14 protein-coding genes are annotated in these 21,056 nt (G+C 71.4%); 6 read left to right on the forward strand and 8 right to left on the reverse strand.

The features are described 5' to 3' along the window. Positions 1 to 305: 305 nt before the first annotated feature. On the reverse strand, positions 306 to 944 hold the full coding sequence (locus ADK66_RS28300) for a MerR family transcriptional regulator (RefSeq protein WP_082377714.1): 639 nt from the start codon (positions 942 to 944) through the stop codon (positions 306 to 308). 679 nt (positions 945 to 1,623) lie between these two features. Between ADK66_RS28300 and ADK66_RS28305 the strand changes: the two genes are divergently transcribed. Beyond that, positions 1,624 to 2,424 (forward strand): helix-turn-helix domain-containing protein, encoded by an 801-nt coding sequence (locus ADK66_RS28305; protein WP_053660694.1) that lies wholly within the window; start codon positions 1,624 to 1,626, stop codon positions 2,422 to 2,424. Between the two features lie 196 nt (positions 2,425 to 2,620). Here the strand turns inward: ADK66_RS28305 and ADK66_RS28310 are convergent, their stop codons facing one another. From ADK66_RS28310 to ADK66_RS28340, 7 genes are all read right to left on the reverse strand, one after another. Then, a complete protein-coding gene (locus ADK66_RS28310) occupies positions 2,621 to 3,979 on the reverse strand; it encodes a cytochrome P450 (protein WP_053660696.1) in 1,359 nt (452 codons plus the stop codon). After that, a complete protein-coding gene (locus tag ADK66_RS28315; protein ID WP_053660698.1) occupies positions 3,976 to 4,512 on the reverse strand; it encodes a flavin reductase family protein in 537 nt (178 codons plus the stop codon). The genes ADK66_RS28310 and ADK66_RS28315 overlap by 4 nt, the downstream gene beginning before the upstream one ends. 26 nt (positions 4,513 to 4,538) lie before the next feature. Continuing rightward, entirely contained in the window at positions 4,539 to 4,982 is a 444-nt protein-coding gene (locus ADK66_RS28320) for a thioesterase family protein (RefSeq protein WP_053660700.1), read from the reverse strand. A gap of 2 nt (positions 4,983 to 4,984) precedes the next feature. Then, positions 4,985 to 10,789 carry a type I polyketide synthase gene (locus ADK66_RS28325; protein WP_053660701.1) on the reverse strand — a complete coding sequence of 1,935 codons (5,805 nt, stop codon included), beginning with the start codon at positions 10,787 to 10,789 and terminating at the stop codon, positions 4,985 to 4,987. A 74-nt stretch (positions 10,790 to 10,863) separates the two neighbouring features. Next, complete coding sequence (locus tag ADK66_RS28330; protein ID WP_053660703.1) at positions 10,864 to 11,835, reverse strand: DUF1702 family protein; 972 nt, start codon at positions 11,833 to 11,835, stop codon at positions 10,864 to 10,866. Between the two features lie 140 nt (positions 11,836 to 11,975). After that, positions 11,976 to 12,971 (reverse strand): DUF1702 family protein, encoded by a 996-nt coding sequence (locus ADK66_RS28335; RefSeq protein WP_053660705.1) that lies wholly within the window; start codon positions 12,969 to 12,971, stop codon positions 11,976 to 11,978. 138 nt (positions 12,972 to 13,109) lie between these two features. Further along, entirely contained in the window at positions 13,110 to 14,168 is a 1,059-nt protein-coding gene (locus ADK66_RS28340; protein ID WP_157553016.1) for a carboxymuconolactone decarboxylase family protein, read from the reverse strand. 461 nt (positions 14,169 to 14,629) lie between these two features. Between ADK66_RS28340 and ADK66_RS28345 the strand changes: the two genes are divergently transcribed. The 5 genes from ADK66_RS28345 (at position 14,630) to ADK66_RS28365 (ending at position 21,038) form a co-directional block, all read left to right on the forward strand. Then, positions 14,630 to 15,193, forward strand: coding sequence for a DUF5987 family protein (locus tag ADK66_RS28345; protein ID WP_053660709.1), 564 nt, complete (start codon positions 14,630 to 14,632; stop codon positions 15,191 to 15,193). Next, positions 15,190 to 16,842 carry an FAD-dependent oxidoreductase gene (locus ADK66_RS28350; RefSeq protein ID WP_053660711.1) on the forward strand — a complete coding sequence of 551 codons (1,653 nt, stop codon included), beginning with the start codon at positions 15,190 to 15,192 and terminating at the stop codon, positions 16,840 to 16,842. The genes ADK66_RS28345 and ADK66_RS28350 overlap by 4 nt, the downstream gene beginning before the upstream one ends. Positions 16,843 to 16,940: 98 nt before the next feature. Next, the gene (locus ADK66_RS28355; protein ID WP_231640231.1) at positions 16,941 to 18,002 is read left to right on the forward strand and encodes a carboxymuconolactone decarboxylase family protein; all 1,062 of its coding nucleotides are present in this window, start codon (positions 16,941 to 16,943) and stop codon (positions 18,000 to 18,002) included. Continuing rightward, a complete protein-coding gene (locus tag ADK66_RS28360) occupies positions 17,999 to 19,729 on the forward strand; it encodes a DHA2 family efflux MFS transporter permease subunit (RefSeq protein WP_053660716.1) in 1,731 nt (576 codons plus the stop codon). The genes ADK66_RS28355 and ADK66_RS28360 overlap by 4 nt, the downstream gene beginning before the upstream one ends. Positions 19,730 to 19,820: 91 nt before the next feature. Further along, entirely contained in the window at positions 19,821 to 21,038 is a 1,218-nt protein-coding gene (locus ADK66_RS28365; RefSeq protein WP_053660718.1) for an acyl-CoA dehydrogenase family protein, read from the forward strand. The last annotated feature ends 18 nt before the right edge of the window (positions 21,039 to 21,056 follow it).

Genomic DNA, 21,056 nt, shown 5'->3' on the forward strand with positions numbered 1-21,056 from the left:
GACGCGCCGGCCGGCCGGGCTACCACCAGGCGGTGCCGTGGGCACGGCACCGCGCCGGCGACGACGCGGCGGATGGACGGGAGTCGGCACTGGATGACCGGGGCGGATCACCGCCACCCTGCCGGAAGTGCCGACGGACGACATCGGGACGAATTGCGGTCCTGACGCTGGTTATCCTCGGGCCCGGCCACTCGGCATGTCTTCTCGATAATTGCTCTGCAAACCTCGGTAACGGCTGTTTCGCAATTCTGGAGAAACGTTTTCGGTCGTGACGGCCCGTCGGCCGGACCGAGCTGGTGCGCCGTTCAGCGCTCGGGAGAGTCGCCCTGGTCTGCCTGGCGGGCGGCGAGGCGGTGCTCGTAGGCCATGCGCCTCATCACCGCGAAGGCCACCTCGAGCAGCACGGTGCGGGCGACGACAGTCGCGGCCGTGGACTCCGGAGGCACGTTCTCGGTGCTGCGAGCGAGGCGTTCGGCGGCCTCGGCGTACGGTACGAACGCCTCCGCCCCGCAGGAGCAGCCGAGCCCTTGGAGGGCTGCGAGAACCTGGGCGAGGGTGTCGCGCTCCCGGGCGTCGGCGGAGATCTGCCAGCCGACGGTGTCGATGAACTGATCGGCCTGCTCCCGAGCGGTGCGCAGCGACCGCGCCTCCGCGTCCGGCAGCGGGTGTTGCGGCAGCAGACGGTCGTTGACGACCCGGGCCAGATCCTGCGGGGACAGGCAGTTGGCATCGATCGCCACAAGCACCTCCCGCACCGAGGCGAGGCTCATCATCCCGATCCCGGTGAGCAGGCGGATCAGCCGAAGCCGGACAAGGTGCGACTCGTCGTACTCGGCCTGGTTGCGGGCTGTGGGCGTGCCAGGCGGAAGGAGCCGCTCACGGAGGTAGAACTTGATGGTTGCCACGGAGACACCGCTCTGCCTGCTGAGATTCGAGATTTTCATCGAACTCCATCAGTTGTTCAGCGATGACCTTGGCTCATGTTGCCACACCCTACCTGGGAGCGACAGGGCTGCCGAAGCGTCGCCCTCCCGACAGCATCCGAGGGGAATTCCGGACACTTGACCAGTAGCGGCATCATTCGCCTTTAACCCAAGGTCGCTGCACTAGCACTGTGCGTAACTGCCGCGAAATGCCTGCTCAACGGGCACGGCACGCCACCTCAACGGAAGTTGCACGCAGTCGCCAAGAAGATCGAGCGTCACGCTCCGTAGAAATTACCGGATAGTGGAAATTGCCAACTTCTCCTTTCTGAATGATTGCTCTCTTTGCCTGCTGCGCACCCCCACCAGGAGGACGTTTTCCCAGCTCAGAAGGGACTCGGGCGGTCCGGCACCCACGCGCGGCCAGTCCCGCCTGCGGGTGTCCCGGATGAGCTATTGCCGCCGAGGGCCTTCGCAACTAACATCAATTTCCGTCACTCGGCGCTACGACGGGGGGAAGAACGTGCGCGTGGCGTTTCAAGGACCACCCACGCGCCGCACTTCATCCCCAGGGAATAGGGCCAGCAATCCGGCAATTCGTCAGTGGATCCCCGCTGGAATTGCACGGGCTGCGTTCGCCACTGGCTCGCCTTATCCCCCGCCGTTGACACAGACCTTTAACTGGGGAGGTACAGAGGTCATGGACAAATCTGCAGAAAAAGCCGTCGAGCGCGTCATCGCCGCCATGCACGACAACCTCGGTGAACAACTCACAATCGACGACATGGCCCGCGTCGCGATGTTCAGCAAGTTCCACTTCTCGCGAATCTTCCAGCGGGTGACCGGGGTGTCCCCCGGCAGGTTCCTGTCGGCCCTTCGACTCGAACAGGCAAAGGAACTGCTGACCTCCACATCATTCAACGTGTCGGACATCAGCCTCCGGGTGGGTTACACAAGCGTCGGCACGTTCAGCTCCCGGTTCACCCGAAGCGTGGGGCTCTCCCCGACCACCTATCGCCGGATGCGGGGCATCGCGCCCCAGATCCAGCCCGAGACCGACCTCGACCCGACGAAGACCACAGGCGTCGTCCGGGGCACCGTGACCCCCGCCGACGCGGACCGACCCGGCCTCACATTCATCGGCCTGTTCCACGAACGCATACCGGAGGGCCGACCGGTGAGCTGCACGGTGCTGGACGAACCGGGTGGGTTCCTGCTCGACAAGGTGCCGCCAGGATCGTGGTACCTGCTCGCCCACTCCGTCGAGGAAAGCGCCGAGCAGGCCGTCGAGGCGGTGTCGTTGCGCGGCGTGGGCCTGGCCGCGGGCACGGTCGGCCCGATCAGCATCGGGCATTCGACGGTCATCGAGAACGCCGACCTCGCCCTGCGACCGATGCGCTCCCTCGACCCGCCCGTGCTGCTCGCCCTGCTCGACGTACGCAAGACGGCCCTCGCACGGGCCGGTCGGACGCTGCCGGAGCGGTACCCCCTGGCGGCCTGACCACCCGCCGGCGCCCTGTGGGCCGGCCACCGGTTCTCCGGTGGCCGGCCACACGCGTGTCTACCCCACACGGCGGTCGAGCTGGGCCGAAAGCTGGCTGAATGCCCGCAGCGGTACCCGAGGGTCCAACGGGCGCGACGGGCGGACAACGACGTGGCCGGCGCCCGTAGGCGCCGGCCACGTGCGGGTCCAACCGTCAGTGCACCGGTCGGACCGTCATCGGCAGGCCGCCCCGCACCCGCAGGGACAGCATCGGCTCGGCTGTCACCGGGTAACCCGGCTTCAGGACCAGGTCCAACTCGCGCACCAGCATCGCGATGACGAAGGTCGCCTCCATCATCCCGAGGTGATTACCCACGCAGAACCGGGGCCCGGCGCCGAACGGTATGTAGGCGTACCGGGGCCGGTCGGTCGGCCGATCCGGGTCGAAGCGGTCCGGGTCGAACCGCTCCGGCTCGTCCCACAGATCAGGGTGCCGATGCAGGGTGTACGGGCTGATCAGCACATCCGATCCGGCGGGCACGTGGTAGCCGTTGACCTCGTCGTCCTTCAGCGCGAGGCGGGGCAGCAACCACACCGGCGGGTACAGCCGCATAGCCTCCTCCACCACCGATGTCGTGTAGGGAAGACGGTGCAGGTCCTCGTACGTGGGCGGCCGGTCACCGAGCGCGGACGTCACCTCGGCCCGCAACCTCTCACGGACCTCGGGGTGCTTGTCGACGAGGTAGAGCGTCCAGCTCAACGTGCTGGCCGTCGTCTCGTGCCCGGCCAGCATCAGCGTGACCAGCTCGTCACGCAGCCGCTGCCGCCCGACCCGCCGGTCCTCCTCGGCCGCCGTGGACACGACGAGCCGGGACAGCACGTCGTCACGCCCGTCGCCGGCGGGGTCGCGATCGGCCACGAGCCGGTCCACGACCCGCTCCAGGTCCCGACGGGCACGCCGAAACCGCACCTGTCGCGGTAGGGGAATCCACGTGGGAACGGCACTCAGCGTCTCCAGCTCGAACATCGCCTGATCCTGCACCGCGGCGAAGGACGCACCCACCGACCCGAAGGCACTGGCGTCCGCGTCCAGCAGAGCCCGGCCCAGCACCCCGAGGGTCAACCCGGTCATCTCCTGGACCACGTCCACCGGCCCCTGCCCCGCGTACCGACGCAGACGCTCGACGAGCAGCGCCCCCTCCTCGGCGATCACCGGCGCCATGGCGGCGACGCGACGGCTCTGGAACGTCGGTTGGATGACGCGACGCTGCTTGCGCCAGAGCTCACCCTCACTGGTGAGCAGGCCGTCGCCGAGCGCCCGCTTGGCGTGTCGCAGGCCGACGCCCTTGTGGTAATTGGCGCTGTTGTCGGCAAGCACGTGCTTGGCGTGGTCAGGATGGTTGAACAGGTAGAGGGTGATCGGCCCGACCGGCAGCCGGACGGCGTCGCCGTACTGTGCCGCGGCGGTGGTGAGCATGCTGAGCCGGTCCCGCCGCATCGCCGCGAGCAGACGCAACGTCGCGGTCCGGGGTGGCCCCGGCGGTACGCGCCGGCGTATCTGGTCGAGAGTCATATCGCCACATCGCTTCGCTTGGGTTCGACCTGCCGGAAGCCGCCGTTGACGAACAGCAGCGCGTCGTTCTCGAGACTGCGGTCCATCGACAGCAGCTCCCCCAGGAAGATGCTGTGGTCGCCCCCCTCGTACGTCCGCCGCAACTCACACTCGAAGTGGGCGAGCGCCCCGCTGATCAGCGGGGCGCCCGTCTGGGGTCCGGGCAGCCAGTCGACGCTGGCGAACTGCTCCCGGCCCAGCGGCCGACGGCGGTCGGCGAAGTAGCGCGCCACGGCCTCCTGCTCGGCGGCCAGCACCGAGACGGCGAAGACGCCGGCGCGGGACAGCACCTGGTGCATGACCGCCTCCCGACCCACGCAGATCAGCACCAGCGGCGGTTCGAGAGACACGGTGGCGAACGAGTTGGCTGTCATCCCGTGCGGGGTGGCGCCGCCGACCGTCACCACCGTGACGCCGGTGGCGAACGCCCCGAAGGCCCGCCGGAGCAGTTTCGCGTCGGTCACCTGAGCGGGCGGCCTGGCATGAATATCCATGAGCGCCTCCTATCGGCTCGGACGCCTCACCCGCGGACGGGTGCGCGTTGGTACGGCTCGAGTGCGCGGGCGAGTGCCTCCGGCACCCGGGCCGGAAGGGTTCGAGTGTTCGGGCCGCGCATGCAGGCCACGCGTTGACTGCCGCGGGCGATAAGCGTCTCCGTGCCGTCGGCGTCGAGCCGGACGTAGTCGAAACCGAACTCGATCTGCGTCTGCGCCAGCTCGACCAGGCGCATCCGGATGGCGAGGTCGTCGAAAGCGGTGATCTCGGCGAAGAACTCGCAGTCCACCCGGAGGGTGAACAGCTTGAGATCGTCCTGAAGGTCGGCCAGGATCGCCGGGGCCCGCTCCCGCAGGAACATCTCCCGGCACCGTCCCTGCCAGCGCAGGTAGTTGACGTAGTAGACGTTCCCGACGATGTTCGTCTCCTCGAACCCGACGGTGTGCCGGATCTCGTAGTAGCTCTCCACGGTCAGTGGCTCCCCTCGGTCAGCACCGCGATCACGACGGGTCCGCCGACGTCGCGCAGGGTCGTCGCCGTCACGGCGATGCGGTGGCCAGCCGCGGCGAACACCGTCCACCCCGGACGTGGCGTGGACAGCAGCGTCAGCGGCTCCCGGTTGGTGTGGCCGACCTTCTGCAGGCACTCGACGGCGGTCCAGGCACGGGTGGCGGCGGTCGACAGGTCCTCACCTGTCGCCTCGCGGATCGCCTCCGCCAGCGCGAGGTGCTGCCCGAGCAGGCCCTGCCATACCGAGTCCGGACGCTCCTCGACCAGTTCCAGGTCGCAGGCGACGGGACCGTCGGCCACCACGGCCAGGGTCACCCCGGCGCCGTGGCTGCTCGACACCACGCGACCATCGTCGAGCTCCGGCCGACCGTCCGGCCGGTATCGCACCGGCACCGGCTCGCCGCAGGCCCGGCTGACGGCCGTCGCGGTCTGCGCCCGACGGGCGGCTACGAAGTCGCCGGACGCCGCCTCGCCGTCCGGCTCCACGGCGGTGGCCACGTCGACCCCGAGGAGATCGGCCACCGTACGCTGCAGGTAGGGGCCGAGCAGCGGCGGCGCCCACGGTCCGCGGCCGTCGTTCTTGCGTACCGCCCGCAGACGCAGCCCCTCCCAGCGCTCCAAGGGTTTCCCGGCACCGTCGCGCAGCACCACGTCGTAGACGTAGGTGTCCCCGTCACGCTGCCGTTCGGTGGCGCAGAAGCGCAGCCCTTCGGCGTCGAACACGGCTGGCCCGGCCGCCTGGACCCGGGCGATCCCGGCCGGCAGCAGGGTCGCGTCGGGCACACAGACCTGAAGTCCGTGCATCAGCGCGTCCCGGGTGCCCGGGTCGCCCAGCAGGAGCCGACCCGGCAGGAACCCGGCGAACCAGTCCGTCGTCGGGTCCACCGCCACCGCAACGTCGACGTCGCGGGCGGCGACCCGGTGATAGCGGCGCAGGCGCTGGAAGCGGTCGCCCTGGAACAGCACCGGGCCGTACAGCTCGGCGGCCGGGTCCAGAGGCACCGTCGGCAGTTCGTCGTGGACCTGGGCGGGCGGCCCGTCGGCGACGGCGACGGCGCCGGTGCGCAACTGTGCCCGGAAGTGGTCGACCACGAATCCGGTCTCCTCGCTGTGCAGCGCCACCTCCACCGTGTCCGGGCCGGTCACCACCGCCGCGATCCGGATCGTGGTGGTGCCGTCCGGTGGCACCACCACCGGACGGAGGAACTCGGCCCGCTCGATCACCGGCACCGCTTCGTCGCCGGTGAGCGCGGCGGTGACCTGCGCCATGGCCTCCATGCCGAAGACCGCCGGGAAGAGCAGGTTGCCGTCGAGCAGGTGGTCGGCCAGGTAGCGGTCGGTGCCCGCGTTGAGCGCGACCTCGGACACCAGCTCCACCCCGTGGTAGCGGATCAGCGGACGTTCGACGAAACGCAGCAGCGGCAGCTCGGGCAGGTCGTACCGGACCGTGTCGACGCCCTCCGTACGGCCACTGATGACCACCCGGTCCGGGCTGTCCTGGTCCGACAGGAGCCGGCGCAGGATCGCGATGCCCTGGTCGGGAGTGATCGGCGTGACGCCGTCGCGGGTCAGCGACTCCACCACCGACAGCCGCTCCCCCATGCCGACCCCGGACCAGACCGACCACTCCAGACACCGGGTACGGCATTGCGGGTGTTCGCGACCGAACTCTCGGGTGAGGTCGGCCAGCCACTCGTTCGCGGTGGCGTAATGCCCCTCGCCCCGCAGACCGGCACGACCGATGATGCTGCCCAGGGTGACAAGCAACCGCAGCCGGGCCGGGTCGACGGCGGCGAGCACCGCGCGCAGACCGTCGATCTTGGGAGCGAAGGTACGCCGGAAGGCGTCGCGGTCCAGCTGCGTGATCGCCGCCGGCTCGTTGCGTCCCGCGCCGTGCAGCACGCCGGTGACCGGACCCAGCTCCGCCACCATCTCGTCGACGGCCCGCTTGACCTCGTCGGCGTCGGTGACGTCGGCGCGGGCGTACCGCACCCGCACGCCGGCATCGGCCATCCGCTTCAGGTTCGCCTCCAGCTCGGCGTCCTGCGCCGGGTCGCTGCGCCCGAGCAGCGCCAGCGCCGCACCGGTGTCGACGGCGACGGCGAGCGCGCACTCGGCGGTGATGCCCTTGCCGCCGCCGCTCACCAGCAGCACGTCAGTGGCGGCCAGCGGCAGGTCGGTACGGGTCGGCTCGACGGGCAGCACCCGCAGCGTCGGAACCCGGCGAACCCCCGCCTCGTCGTAGTACGCCTCGGTGAACTCGCCCGTCGCGGCCACCTCGGCAACCACCCGCTCGACCTCGGCGTCGCCGACCGGCAGGTGCACGATTGTCACCCGCAGCCGTGGCGCCTCCAGCCGCAGAGTCTTGGCCAGCCCGGCCGCGCCCCGGTCCCGCTGGACGAGCACGAACCGGTCGCCCGCGACGCCGGCCAGCGCTGCCTTCGCCCCGTCGAGCGCCAGCCCGACCTGGTCCTCGGTGCACCCCGACGGTAGGCAGACCAGCACTCCGCCGCCGACCCCGGCCGACTCCAGCGCCGTACGCAGCGCCGGGCCGAGCGGATCTGACGCGTCCGCGTACATCTGCCACGTGCCGCGCTGTCCCGTCGGGACCGGCGGCGGCAGTGGCACCTCGTCGAGGTCGACCGACCACGGCCGGGCCCACCCGGCGGCGCCCGCGACCGGCGCGCCCGCCGCCGCGTCGCCCGGCTGCGCCGTCTGCGCGAGGGTGTCGAGCGCCTCGGCCAACTCCCGCACCGTGGCGGTGGCGAAGTTCGTCGGTGTCTGCGCCGGCGGCACCGCGAGCTGCGCCGCGACCTGGTTGACGACCTGGCCGACGGTGATCGAGCTCAGGTGCAGGTCGTCGAGGAGCCGGCTGTCCTGATGGACGAGTTCCAACGGCAGCTCGGCGCGCTCGGCCGCGAGACGTCGGAGCAGTTCGATTGCCGGTTCCGAAGCGCCGCCGGGCACGGGTGCCTGCGCGATACCGGGCAGGGACGCCGTCGTTTCCGTCGCCGCCCCGAGCGGCCGGGTACGGGCCGGCAGGTGGACCGGCGGTGCGGCCGAGCACGGGCTGGCGAAGAAGCTGAACTCCTGCCCCAGCCGCAGCGGACGCACCAGCCGGCCGTGGAACAGCGGGGCCTCGTTCACCGGGGCGCCGACCACGTACGCCGCGCCGACCACCCCGAGCAGCCCGGCCAGCGACTCGCTGTCGGTGTCCAGGGCGACCGCGGGGGTGTCGGTGATCGCCGTGGCCAGCCCCGTGAGCACCCGGCCTGGGCCGACCTCGACGAAGAGGTCGATGTCCTTGGCCGCCACGGTCACGGCCTGGGCGAACAGCACCGGGTCGGTGATCTGCCGGTGCAGCAGCGCCCGCACGTCGGTGTCGGCCGACAGCGCGTCACCGGTCACCGTGGAGACGACCCGGCGGGTCACCGGACCGAACCGCTCGTCGGCAAGCGTGGCGGCGAACGTGGCTGCGGCCGGCGCCACGAGCGGGGAGTGGAAGGCGTGCGAGACGTTCAGCCGGGTCGCGCCGACGCCCGCCTGCCGGGCGCGCTCGCACACGGCCTCGATCTCGTCCACCGACCCGGCGACCACCGTCTGGTTCGGCCCGTTGTGCCCGCCGATCACCACCGACGTGCCGGCGATGAGCTGCGCGACGGCGTCCGCCGAGGCGCTGATGCCGGCCATCGTGCCGGACGCGCTGTGCCGGCTCATCGTCGAGCCGCGGACGGCGGCCACCCGCAGCAGGTCCTCCTCCTGCATCGCGTCGGCCCAGTGCAGCGCGGACAGCTCGCCGAGGCTGTGCCCGACCGCCACCGTCGCCTCCAAGCCCAGGGTGTCCAGCACCCGCAGGCCGGCCATCGAACCGGTGACGATGCGCGGCTGAGCCACCTCCGTCGCCACCGCGTCGGCGCCCACCGGCAGGGCAGCCCGCACGTACACCTCCTCGGCTTCGGCGAAGCGTCGCCGCAGCGCGCCTCCGCTGAGGCCGCGACCGGAGCCCTGCCCGGGGAAGAGGTAACCGATCCGGCCGGGGCCGGTGGCGTGGCCGAGGAAGCACCGGCCGTCCGAGCCGAAGTAGCTCGTCTCACCGGAGGTGATCTTCTCGCGCAGTGTCCGCAGCCGCCGCTCGGCGTCCTCCGGTGAGGACACCACCGTCGCCGCCCGGAACGGCAGGTCGCGCAGCTCCTGGTGCAGGGTGGCCGACAGGTCGGCGAGCTGGCCGTACGCGACGCCGGGCACGAACGCCAACAGCTGGTCGATCCGCTCACCCAGCTCGTCCAGGGTCGACGCGTCCACGACCAGCAGCTCGACGTCCTGCAGGGACGAGGCCAGCGCGGCTGTGCGGGTGTCCAACCGGCCGCGACGGCGGGCGTCGGTGTTCTCCAGCACGATGTGGGTGTTGATTCCGCCGAAGCCCATCGCGGTGACACCGGCCCGGACCGGCACGTCGGTCGGGAAGGGCTCGGCCTTGCGCAGCACCCGCAGCGCGGCCCCGTCCTCGGTGAGCAGGTCGTGCGGCTCCACGCAGCCGATGGCCGGCGGCAGCACCCGGTGGTGCACGGCCATGGCGGCCTTGATCAGGCCGGCCACCCCGGCAGCCGCCTTGGTGTGGCCGATCATGCCCTTGACCGAGCTGATCGCGGCGGGGGCGGCGGCCGGGCCAGCCGACCGGCGGGCCAGCGTCAACGCCCGTAGCTCGGTGGCGTCGCCCACCGCCGTGCCCGTGCCGTGGCCCTCGAACAGCGCGACGGTCTCGACGCCGAAGCCGGCCCGCTCGTATGCCCGCCGGAGGGCCAGCTGGTAGCCGCTGACCTCGGGGCGGGTGATCCCGCCCTTGCCGTCGGAGGAGATGCCCCAACCGGCGATCGTCGTGTAGATGCGGTGCCCGGCGCGGCGTGCCTCGTCCTCGCGCATCAGCACCACCATGCCGCAGCCCTCACCGGGCCAGAACCCGTTGGAGCCCTGGTCGTACACCCGCATCTCGCCGGTGGCGAGGGCGCCGGTCTTGGCGAAGCCGATCACCTCGAACGGGTCGATCGAGAGGTCGACACCGCCGGCGACGACGACGTCGAGTTCCCCGTCCACCAGACCCTTGCAGGCCGTCGCCACCGACAGCAGCGAGGACGAACAGGCTCCGTCGACGGTGTAGCCGCCGCCCTTGAGGTCGAAGTGGTTGCAGATCCGCCCGGCGATGGTGTTCGACAAGCCGCCGGCCAGGGTGTCCTCGTCGATCTCCGGGAACGGGCTCTTGAATGTGGACTCGAAGTCGTCGAGGAACGTCGTGAGCTGGTCGTCGTCCCAGTTCTGGTCCTTCAGGGCGGCGGCCACCATGCGCCGCACGAAAGGCCAGCGCAGGCGCAGCTGGTTCGCGCGGGAGAACTCGCCGGTCAGACTGTTGCCGACGATCACGCCGGTCCGCTCGCGCGGCACCCCCTCGGCCATCGGGAAACCGGCGTCGGCCAGGGCCATCGCCGCGACGTCCAGAGCCAGCCAGTGGGTCAGGTCCGTGGAGCGGTAGGTGCTGCCGGCCACCTTGTAGGCGATCCGGTCGAACTCGTACCCCTCGATCACGGCGGCGTTGCGGGAGTAGAACTTGTCCGGGGCCTTCGGGTCGGCGTCCCAGTACTCGTCGAGGGACATGCGTTCGTCGGGCATGCGGCGGAAGGCTCGGCGTCCCGCGATCGCGTTTTCCCACAACTCGCGTGGTGAGGTCGCGTCCGGGTATCGGCATGCCATGCCCACGATGGCGATTCTTGTCATGTGCTCAGGACCCTCCTTGTACCTGAACCCGGCCGTCGCCGGCCGGGGTCCTGCGTGAGTCGTCGTACGGGGCGTCAGCACTGCCCGAGCGACACGAACGATGCGGTGATGCGCTGCCGCCAGATCTCCCAGGACGGCAGGGATTCGCCGTCGGGCAGATCGACCAGCGCCTCGTCGGTCACCTTCTGCGCCTGTTCCGCCGACATCCCGCAGAAGATCTGGGTGGCCAGTTCGGTGTGCGGGCCGAGCAACCCGGCCCGTACACGCGCGCCGGCGGCGAACGCGGCCCCCTGGGCTAGCTGTGGCCGGTGCTCGCCGGCGAGGCGCCACAGTGCCCGCAGCTCCTCCTCGTCGCCGCCACCGGCGTAGGTGGCGGCGAGCCCGGTGCCGCTCCAGAGGTCAGCTCGGCGTTCTGGCTGGTACGCCTCGATCATGCGCGCGACCTCGCCGGGGTCGGTGCCGCCGACGAACCACAGTGCCCGGCCGATGCCCTGGTCGATGGCGTGGTCGGCGTACCAGCGGTACTCGTCGAGCGGCCAGGGGAAGTTCTTCTCGCGGTACTGCTGCCGCACGTACCTGTCGGTGTGGAAGTAGGCCTGGTGGAAGCCGTAGCCGTCCAGTACCAGCCAGCGCAGCAACCGGTCCGGGGCGGTGAGGGTGGACCAGCGCAGCCGGGGCAGCCGGGCCATCGCCCAGCCCACCCCGACGTACGCCATGTAGACGTGCGCGTCACCGCGCCCGGCCAGCATCTCCGACACGTACCGGGGTCGACCGAGACGCAGCCCGTCCCGGATCGCGAATCCCATCGCCGCGCCCTCGTAGGCGAATCCGCGGAATCGGAAAGGCACACTTTCCAACTCCCGTTCGGCGTCTGCCACGGCGGACGCCTCGGCGGCGTACCCGAAGCCGCGCAGGAAGCTGGCGCCGACCGTCTCCAGCAGCTCACGTGCCTGCGGGTTCTTGACGTGGAAACCTCGTACGTCGAGTTTCGTCTCCGAAACGTCCGGCGTCAGTATTCGCCGCCTCAGCTTCCCGGACACACCCATGAAACGCTCCCTGCATCGTCGCGCCAATCGGAAAGAGTTTCCGGGGAAATCGTCCCAAGTAATCGACGGAAACTGCTTCTTCGAATGTGCCGAGCAGGCGTTCGGCAATTTCGCGACAACGGCGTGGGGCAAGCGCTCCGTCAGCCGTGCCGCAACGACGCGTCGACCGGCAACCGATCGCGGACCAGGCTGCGCCAGGTCTCGTAGTGCGGCTCCGCGGCCGGGGCGGTGGAATCGACCACCACGTCGTCGGCCAGCGCCCCTGCGGCGTCGGCGGACAGGTCCGCCAGCGCGCGCACGCCGGCCTCGGTGTGCGCGGGCACCGTGCCCGCCCAGGTGCGCGCCTTCGCGGCGAAGACGGCGCCCTGGGCCAGATCCCGCGCGTGCCCACCGGCCTGGCGGCGCAGCGCCGCGAGCCCGTCGGGGCCGCACTGACCGGCGAAGGTGGCGGCGAGCCCGACGCCGCTCCAGAGATCCGCCCGGCGTGCCGCGGCGAAGCGGTCCACGGCGGCGACGACCTGCGGCACCTGTCCACCGTGGATGAACCAGAGTGCGCGACCGACACCCTGGTCCCAGGCGCGCGCGAAGTACTCCGGGTGGCCGTCCCACGGGTACGGCTTCGGCCGGCGCTGCCCGTCGACCCAGCGCGGCGTGTCGAAGTAGGCACGGTCGAAGCCCAGGCCGTCGACGGCCAGCCAACTCATCGTCGGGTGGTAGGGCACGTCCGGCAGGTCGGGCAGCACCCGGGCCCACAGCGGCCGGGGCAGCCGGGCCATGGCGAACCCGATGCCGATGTACGCGAGGAAGATGTGCCGGCGCCCCGGCCCCCGCAGCAGCGCCTCGGTGCGCCGCCCTCGGCCGCCGGCCATCGCGTCCCGGACGGTGCACGCCATCGTGGCGCCCTCGTAGGCGAAGCCTCGCTGCTCCGGGTCGACCAGTTCGAGGCGCCGTTCCAACTCCCACAACTCGCGCACGTCGATGCCCCACTCGAAGCCGCAGATCACCGCCTGCGGGATCGCCTCCAATCGGCGGGTCACGTCCTCGGGCGCCGGGGGGAAGCCCCTACGCTGGAAGCTGACCTCCGCCATGGACGGCGTCATCATCAGGCTGCGCACTGCACCCATTACGGTCGGCATGGTTCCTCCTGCCCCGGTGTCGGGTAAGACGGCCCCATCGTCGTACGCGCCTGCGTGGCGGGGCGTCTCCTGCCGTGCGCTGTGACGCCTCAGGCGGGCTGCGGGCGTCCCGGGTGCGCTCCTCGGCGCCTGGGCCGGTCACCCGGTCGCCCGGTGCCAGGCGCCGACCCGGCGGGCCGCGGCGAAGCTCGCCCAGGCTGTCAGCTCCACAAGGGCGACGTCGTCGGAATGCTGGTCCCGGAAGGCGGTCACCACGTCCTCGTCGACCTGGTAGGAAGCCACGGCGGTGAGCAGGGCGAGCCGTCCGGCCGCACGGTCGGCGGGCTCCAGGTCGGCGACCAGGAGATCGCACCAGCGCCGGCTCAACCCGGTCTCCTCCCCCTGCCAGTCGGCAAGACGATCCAGGACCACCTGTCGGACCGCCGGGGACACCGACCGCGCGCCGGCCGCGTCGAACACGGCGGCGGAACGGGCCACCGCGGCAGCCACCGTGGGGCTGGTACGGGCCCAGTCGGCGTCGGGCGGCAGCGGCGCGTCGGGCAGCAGCGGCACGGACAGTCCGGCGGCGCGCGGCTGCCGCAGCGTCGGACGCAGCACGCGACTGACCCCGCGCTTGAACCGGCGCCGCGCCTCCGGGCTGAGCCGCGGCGGCAGCAGGAAGCTGGACAGGAAGACATTCACCATCCGGGTCAGGTAGTGCATGGCGACCAGGACGCCGACCAACTCCGGGCGGTGCCGGTCGTCGAACGGCGCGGGCAGCGGAGCCCGCCCCGGCTCGGCGGCGGTACGCGCCCAGGCCGCCAGCGACCGCAGGCCCCCGTCGCGCAGTTCCTCGATGCGGTCGGCGACCAACGCCTCGGCGTCGTGCTCGCCGGTCAGGTCGTACATGCCGGTGCTGTGCATGTCGACGCAGTAGGGGCAGATGTTGGCGGTGGAGACGGCAGTCGCCACCGCCTCCTTGACGTCGCGGCCGATGGTGTTGCTCGGCAGCATCGGCTCACGCATGAGCATCCAGTACGCGGCGGCCAACTCCGGCACCGGCGAGTGCAGTTGCACAGGCGGGCTGACCAGGCCCATCTCGTCCGCGGTCTGCTGGTAGACGGTCCGCAGCAGCCCGGTGGCGGCGCCGACCGGCACCGGCGTGACGTACTTGACCTGCCGCTGCGCGACCGACGCCGCGATGCGTCTGGCGACCATGCCGTCCTCCTCGTGCACGGGCCGCGCCGCACTCGGCGCGAGGGTGCCTGTGGACCTGGATACTGGCGGCACGGACGGCGCCGCAAGCGTTCGTGGCGGTCAGAGCACGCTCGGAGAAACACCGGCGTCCGGCGTTTCACGACGACCACTCCCGCTGCCATTCATCGCGTTTACCTGTGTGCTATCCATATCGCTTCGACGTCGGGGAATACCGGCGCGGCCCGGTTACCGCACAGACGATTCCGCGCGCTGTTGCCCGACCGTATTCCTGCGCACGCCGGGAGATGCGTGGCGTGCGACGCCGATCGCACGATGTGGCGGCAGCGGACGGGCTGACGCGCCCCGGCGCCGCCGGGCGATCCACCCACGGCCGCAGGCCGACAGCCCGCCCAGGAATCCGTAGACGGCGGGCACAAACGGCCGGCAGACGCCGGAAAGAGTCCCGTCGAGGAGGTGACGTGATGAGTTCCGAACCCGAATCCCACGGCTGGACGATGACGCTCGAGGCGTTTGCCGACACGATCATTCCGGGCGAGAAACGCTTTCCCGAGGACCGTGCGATTGCCGGGGTTTCCACCGGCGGAGGCGCGGTCGCGTCCGGCGCCCTCGACATGCTCACCCACCCGGCCGGCGGTCTCGCCGAATCGCTGGACGGCCTGGTGGCGCTCCTGAACGGGCACGCGGCGGAGTACGCGGCGGAGCGCGGTCTGGACCTGGACGCCGACCTGCCCGCGTTCGTCGCGCTGGACTATTCGCACCGGGCGGCACTGGTGCAGATCCTCACCGCCCCGGAGCACCCGGAGAAGAGCATCTGGGTGGGGATGGCCCTGTTCAGCAACATGGCCTTCGACAGCGCCGCGCACCTGAGCACGCCGCAGGCCCTCGCCGAGGGTCACCCCGGCCTGATGACCATCGGATACGCGCCGCCCGGGCCGGACGGCCTCTGGCGCTTCGGACAGTTCTCGTACGGACGGCAACTCGCCGCCCTCCACCCGCGGACCACCACGACGGGGAGCCCTTCATGACCAGTATCGAGAGCACCGACGTCGTCGTGATCGGCAGTGGTTTCGGTGGGGCGATCGCCGCCTACCACCTGGCCGCCGGCGGGGCCCGTGTGGTCGTCCTCGAACGAGGACCGTGGTTGGACGCCGACGAGTTCGACCACGACTTCAAGCTGGGCGCCTCGTACACCCGGATCTTCGACTTCGTGGTCGGCGACGGGATGAGCGTGCTCAGCGGCAACTGCGTGGGCGGTGGCAGCGTGGTCTACTTCGCCACCATGCCGCGCGCGCCGCGCTTCGTCTTCGAGCGGCGCGGCAGCATCGGCCGCCGCATGTGGCCTGCGGCCATCAACCGGGACACCCTCGACCCCTGGTACGACGTGGTCACCGAGTCCCTGCCGGTGACGCCGCAGGGCTGGGAGACGGTGCCGTACGGCGGCGGACTGTGGGCGGCGGCCTGCGCACACGCCGGCCGGACGGCCAACCCGGTGCCGTCGGCGGTGAACGTCGACGAGTGCACCAACTGCAACTGGATGATGGCCGGCTGCCGCTTCGACGCGAAGAAGTCGTTGCTGCTCAACTACCTGCCGGGTGCCGTCGCCCACGGAGCGCAGATCCGTCCGCTGCACGAGGTGCAGCACCTGTCCCGCACCGACGACGGCGGCTACCGGGTGCACTTCCGGATCGTCGACGACGAGGATTACCGGGTGTTGCACGACACCGGCGCGATCGACGCGAAGATCGTCATCTTGGCTGCCGGCGCGGGCGCGACGCCGGTCATCCTGCAACGGTCGGAGGCGACGCTGGGCCGCATGCCGCATGCTGTCGGGCGCTACTTCTCCGGCAACGGCGAACGCCTCAACACCGCCGCGTTCGACGAGGACAAGGTCCGTGAGGTGCTGGGGCTGAGCCGTCCGGACGGGGTGCCGTACGAGGCGCACCAGATCGGCCGTGGACCGGTCGTGGCGAGCTGGGACCGGCTCGACCCGGACCTTCCGGAGTACGAGCGGTACTCGCTGGAGCAGCTCTACTTCCCGCCCGGGCTGGGCACGATCCTGGCACAGGCCCCGGACGCCAGCGGCCCCACCTGGTTCGGCGTCGACAAGAAGGACTTCCTTCGCAAGTGGAAGTCCTGGCTCACCATCTTCACGATGTCCGAGGACGACAACGAGGGCGTGTTCGGGGCACCACCGGAGACCGGCAACGCGCGCCGCTTCTCGCAGCAGATGCTCGGCCACGGCCCGCTGAGCTACCGGCCGACGTCCAACACCCTGCGCGGCTGGGGGCTCGCCGACGCCGACGTACGGGACATCCTCGAACGCGACGGCCTCGCGAAGGTCATGCCGTGGACAAATGACCTGGTCGGCGCGTACACCGTGCACCCGCTGGCGTCCTGCCGGATCGGCGACGATCCGGAGACGTCCGCCCTGGACGACGGGCACGAGCTGCGCAACCATCCCGGCATCTTCGTCACCGACGGCTCGGCGGTGCCCGGCGCGCTCACCGTCAACCCGGCACTCACCATCTCGGCCCTCGCCGAGCGGGCCATGCCCGGAATCGTCCGCGCCGCACAGGAACGCGGCGTGCGGGTCACCTACGGGGCACCGCCGCCCGCGCCGGTGGCCAGCTCGCGCGTCGCCGCCGGCTCGCCACATCCGGCAGCGGCCCGCTGATCCCCGCGCGGCGCCCGTGGCCGGGCCACGGGCGCCGCGCCGCACAGGAGAGGACCGCCATGGCTCTACTGATCGCTCGGGCGACTCGGGGCGCTGCGATGAGGCAGATCCGCTACGTCGCCCCGGTGCCACCGCACGCGGCCACCGGCCTCGTGCGCACTGTGTACCGGCAGATGGAGCGGGATTTCGGCATGCTTGCCACACCTGTCGCGCTGCACGCCGCCGCACCGGACGTGCTCGCCGCGTGCTGGTCCCTGCTGCGCGAGACACTGCTCGCCCAGGGGACCGTCAGCCGCGCGACCAAGGAACTCGTCGCGGCGGCGGTGTCGGTCGGCAACGCCTGCCCGTACTGCGTGGACGTACACGGCGCGGCACTGACCGGACTGGCCGGAACGGACCGCGACGCCGCGGTCTTGGCGGCGGACCGGATCGACGACCTCCCCGACGCCGGGACGAGGGCACTGGCCCGGTGGGCGCGGGCCAGCGGCCAGATCGAGGGTCGCCCCACCCCGCCGTTCGCGCCGGCCGACGCGGCGGAGCTGATCGGCGTCGCCGTCGCGTTCCACTATCTCAACCGGATGGTGAACATCTTCCTGCCGGACTCGCCGGTGCCCGCGCCGATGCGCCGGCTCGGCGCGGACCGCTCGCGCCGGATGGCCGCCCGGCTCCTCGGCCCGCTCGCCCGCCGGAGGGTCGTGCCCGGCACCGTTCTGCCGCCGCTGCCGCCGGAAGCCTCGCCACCCGACCTTGCGTGGGCGGACGGGCACGCCACCATCGCCGACGCGGTGGCCCGGACGGCGGCGATCGACGCGGCGGGAGAACGCAGCGTGCCGGTCCGGGTCCGCTCGCTGGTGCTCACCCACCTGGTCCGGGGCACCGCGCCGCCCGGCCCAACTGAACGGCACCGGATCACCGAGGCTGTCGCCGAGCTTCCACCTGGCGACCGGGCCGCCGGCGAGTTGGCCCTGTTGACGGCGCTCGCCTCGTATCGGGTCACCGAACGGGAGGTCGAGGCGTTCCGGCAACAGCAGCCGGCCGACGCCACGCTTATCGACCTGACGTCCTGGGCGAGCCTGGCCGCCGCTCGGCAGGTCGGGCTGCGGCTCCGCGCCGATCTGGTCGCCGTGTCCGAGGCACGGGTCGAGGAGGCCGGCCGGTGAGCGAGCCCGCCGCGCGGCGCAATCCGTGGGTCGCGCTGGCGGTGCTGTGCCTGGGCAACTTCCTCATCCTGCTCGACACGAGCATCGTCAACACCGCAGCACCGCAGATCATGCGCGATCTCGACACCGGCATCGACGAGATCCTCTGGGTGTTGAACGCCTACCTCCTGGCGCTGGCGTCGTTGCTCATCGTCGCCGGCCGGTTGGGTGACCTGCTGGGCCCGCGCCGGGTGTTCGTCGCCGGACTCGCCGGATTCGCGGTGGCCTCCCTGCTGTGTGGGGCGGCGCGGACCCCGGGTGAGCTGATCGCCGCCCGGGCCGTGCAGGGTCTCGCGGCGGCCACCCTGCTGCCCCAGGCGCTGGTGCTCATCTCCGCTATCTTTCCGCCGGCCCGGCGGGGAGCCGCGTTCGGCATCTTCACCGCCGTGGCCGGGCTGGCGGCGGTCAGCGGACCCACGCTGGGCGGGCTGCTCCTGACCGACCTCGGCTGGCGCTGGATCTTCCTGATCAACATTCCGCTCGGCGTCGCCGGGGTGGTGGCCACGCTACGGCTGGTGCCGGATCTGCGATCACCCCGCCCGTCCGGCTTCGACCCGGTCGGCGTGCTGCTCGCCACGGCCGGTCTGGTCGCCGTCGCCTACGCGCTGGTCGAGGGCGAACGACTGAGTTGGGGTCCGGCGATCGGCGCCGTGACGGTGCCGATGATCCTGGTCGCCGGCGTGGTGATGCTGCTCGTCTTCGTCGGCTGGGAACGCCGGCACCGCGCACCGCTGGTGCCGACCCGACTGTTCGGCGACCGTACCTTCACCGTCGCGGTCGTCATCACAATGAGCACGTCGTTCGCGCTCTACGGCTTCCTGCTGGTCTTCGTCATCGAGACCCAGACGTTGCTCGGCATGAGCCCGCTGCTGGCCGGGGTCACCGCGCTGCCGTGGACGCTGACACTCAGCGCCGTGGCCCCCGTCGCCGGTCGCCTCACCGACCGGGTCGGCGGTCGGCTCCTGCTGATGGTCGGGCTGGCGGCGTTCGCGGCCGGGGTGTTCGCGGTGGCCGTCGTCCCGGGGACGGACGCCACCCCGGCGACGTTCGTGCTACCGCTGATGCTGGTGGGGGTCGGGATGGGGGCGGCCATCGCACCCACCACGACCGAGGCGATGCGGGCCGTACCACAAGTGCTGGGCGGGGCGGCGTCCGGCGTGCTCAACACCGCGCGTCAGGTGGGCGGGGTGCTCGGTGCCGCGGTCGCCGGCGCGCTGCTCCAGCACCGGCTGGTCGACGGACTGCACGCCAGCGTCACCGCCCGCGCCGAGCAACTGCCGCCGGAGTTGCGTCCCGCCTTCGTGGACGGCTTCGAACGGGCCGCCGCGCACGGACTGAATCTGGGCGCGGGCCAGCACGGTGGGGTGAGTCCGCCGCCCGGTCTCGCCGCCGGCCCGGCACAGCGGTTCTCGACGGCGGCGGCGGACGCGTTCGCCGACGCCTTCCTGCCGGCGGCGCGGGCGACGCTCACCCTGGTCGCCGTCGTCCTGCTGTGCGCCGCCGTGCTCGCCGCGTTCGTCAGGCGTCGGGCCACGGTCGCGCAGCCACCCGCCGTCGTACCCCCTGTCGCCGTGTCCACAGCCGGTGCGTCCACCCGCGACCAGCGCGATCGTCGACGACCGGCACCGCACCGGCACGTCCGCACGTCGGAAGGTGCGGCGGGAACAGGCCCGGTGCCAAGGTCGTGATGCGGATCGGCGCGCACCGGCCGGCACGGGTTCCTCCGCCACACGTCTTCCCCGCGAAACCCGTCCCGCCCGCCGATCGACGCGCCGCACCATGTCCTGCCCACGCCGTGACCCGAAGGAGCATTCTGTGGATCTCACCAACGCCCCGCCCCGGGCGGAGCTCGTGCGCCGCGCCGCCGAGCTTGCGCCGCTGCTTCAGAAGAACGCCCTCTGGCAGGAGGAGAACCGCCGCCTGCACGACACCACGATCGAGGCGTTGACCGACGCCGGCCTGCTGCGGATGCGGGTGCCCACCCGCTACGGCGGCTACGAGTCGGACATGCGCACCGTCGTGGAGGTGATCGCCGAGATCGCCCGGGGCGACGGCTCGACGTCCTGGACCCTGTCAGTCTGGGCGATCAGCACCTGGATGGCCGGCCTGTTCCCCGACGAGGTGCAGGACGAGATCTTCTCCGTGCCGGACGTGCGGATCAGCGGCATCCTCAGTCCGTCCGCGGTCGGCGTACCCGCCGACGGCGGCATCGTCCTCAACGGCAAGTGGTCGTTCAACAGCGGCGTCCAGCAGAGCTCGTGGAACACCAACGCGGCGGTCCTGGCCCACCCGAACGGCGAGTACGAGCCGATCATGGTTGCCGTGCCGATCTCCGAGCTGGAGATCATCGACGACTGGCACACGGCCGGTCTGCGCGGCTCGGGCAGCGTGACCACCGTGGCGAAGGACCTCTTCGTGCCGCAGGCGCGCGTACTACCGATGGGCCCGGTCCTGCAGGGCGTCCACCGGTCGGTCCTCAACGCCTCCTCGCCGGTCTTCCAGGCGCCGTTCATGCCGACCGCCTGCACCACCATCGGGGCCACCGCGTTGGGCCTCGGCCGCGCCGCACGGGACGCCTTCTTCGAGCGACTGCCCGGCCGCAAGATCACCTACACCAGCTACGAAAGTCAGGCGGAGGCGCCGCTGACGCACCTTCAGGTAGCGGAGGCGACGACCAAACTCGACGAGGCCGAATTCCACGCCTACCGGGCGGCGGACCGGCTGGACGGCAAGGCCGCCCGGTCCGAGCAGTGGACGCTGGAGGAGCGCGCCCGTACCCGGCTCGACCTGGGTGCGACGTGCCAGCGGACCAAGGAGGCCGTGGACATCCTGAACACGGCCAGCGGCGGCTCGTCGATCTACAACACGGTGCCGATCCAGCGCATCGAAAGGGACGTGCAGACCCTCAACCTGCACGCCATCATGCACCCCAACACCAACCTCGAGCTGTACGGGCGGATCGCCTGCGGCCTGGAACCCAACACCCTCTATCTGTGACGGGCCGGGTGGCCTCGA

This window comes from Micromonospora sp. NRRL B-16802, assembly GCF_001279555.1.
Classification (GTDB): domain Bacteria; phylum Actinomycetota; class Actinomycetes; order Mycobacteriales; family Micromonosporaceae; genus Micromonospora; species Micromonospora profundi.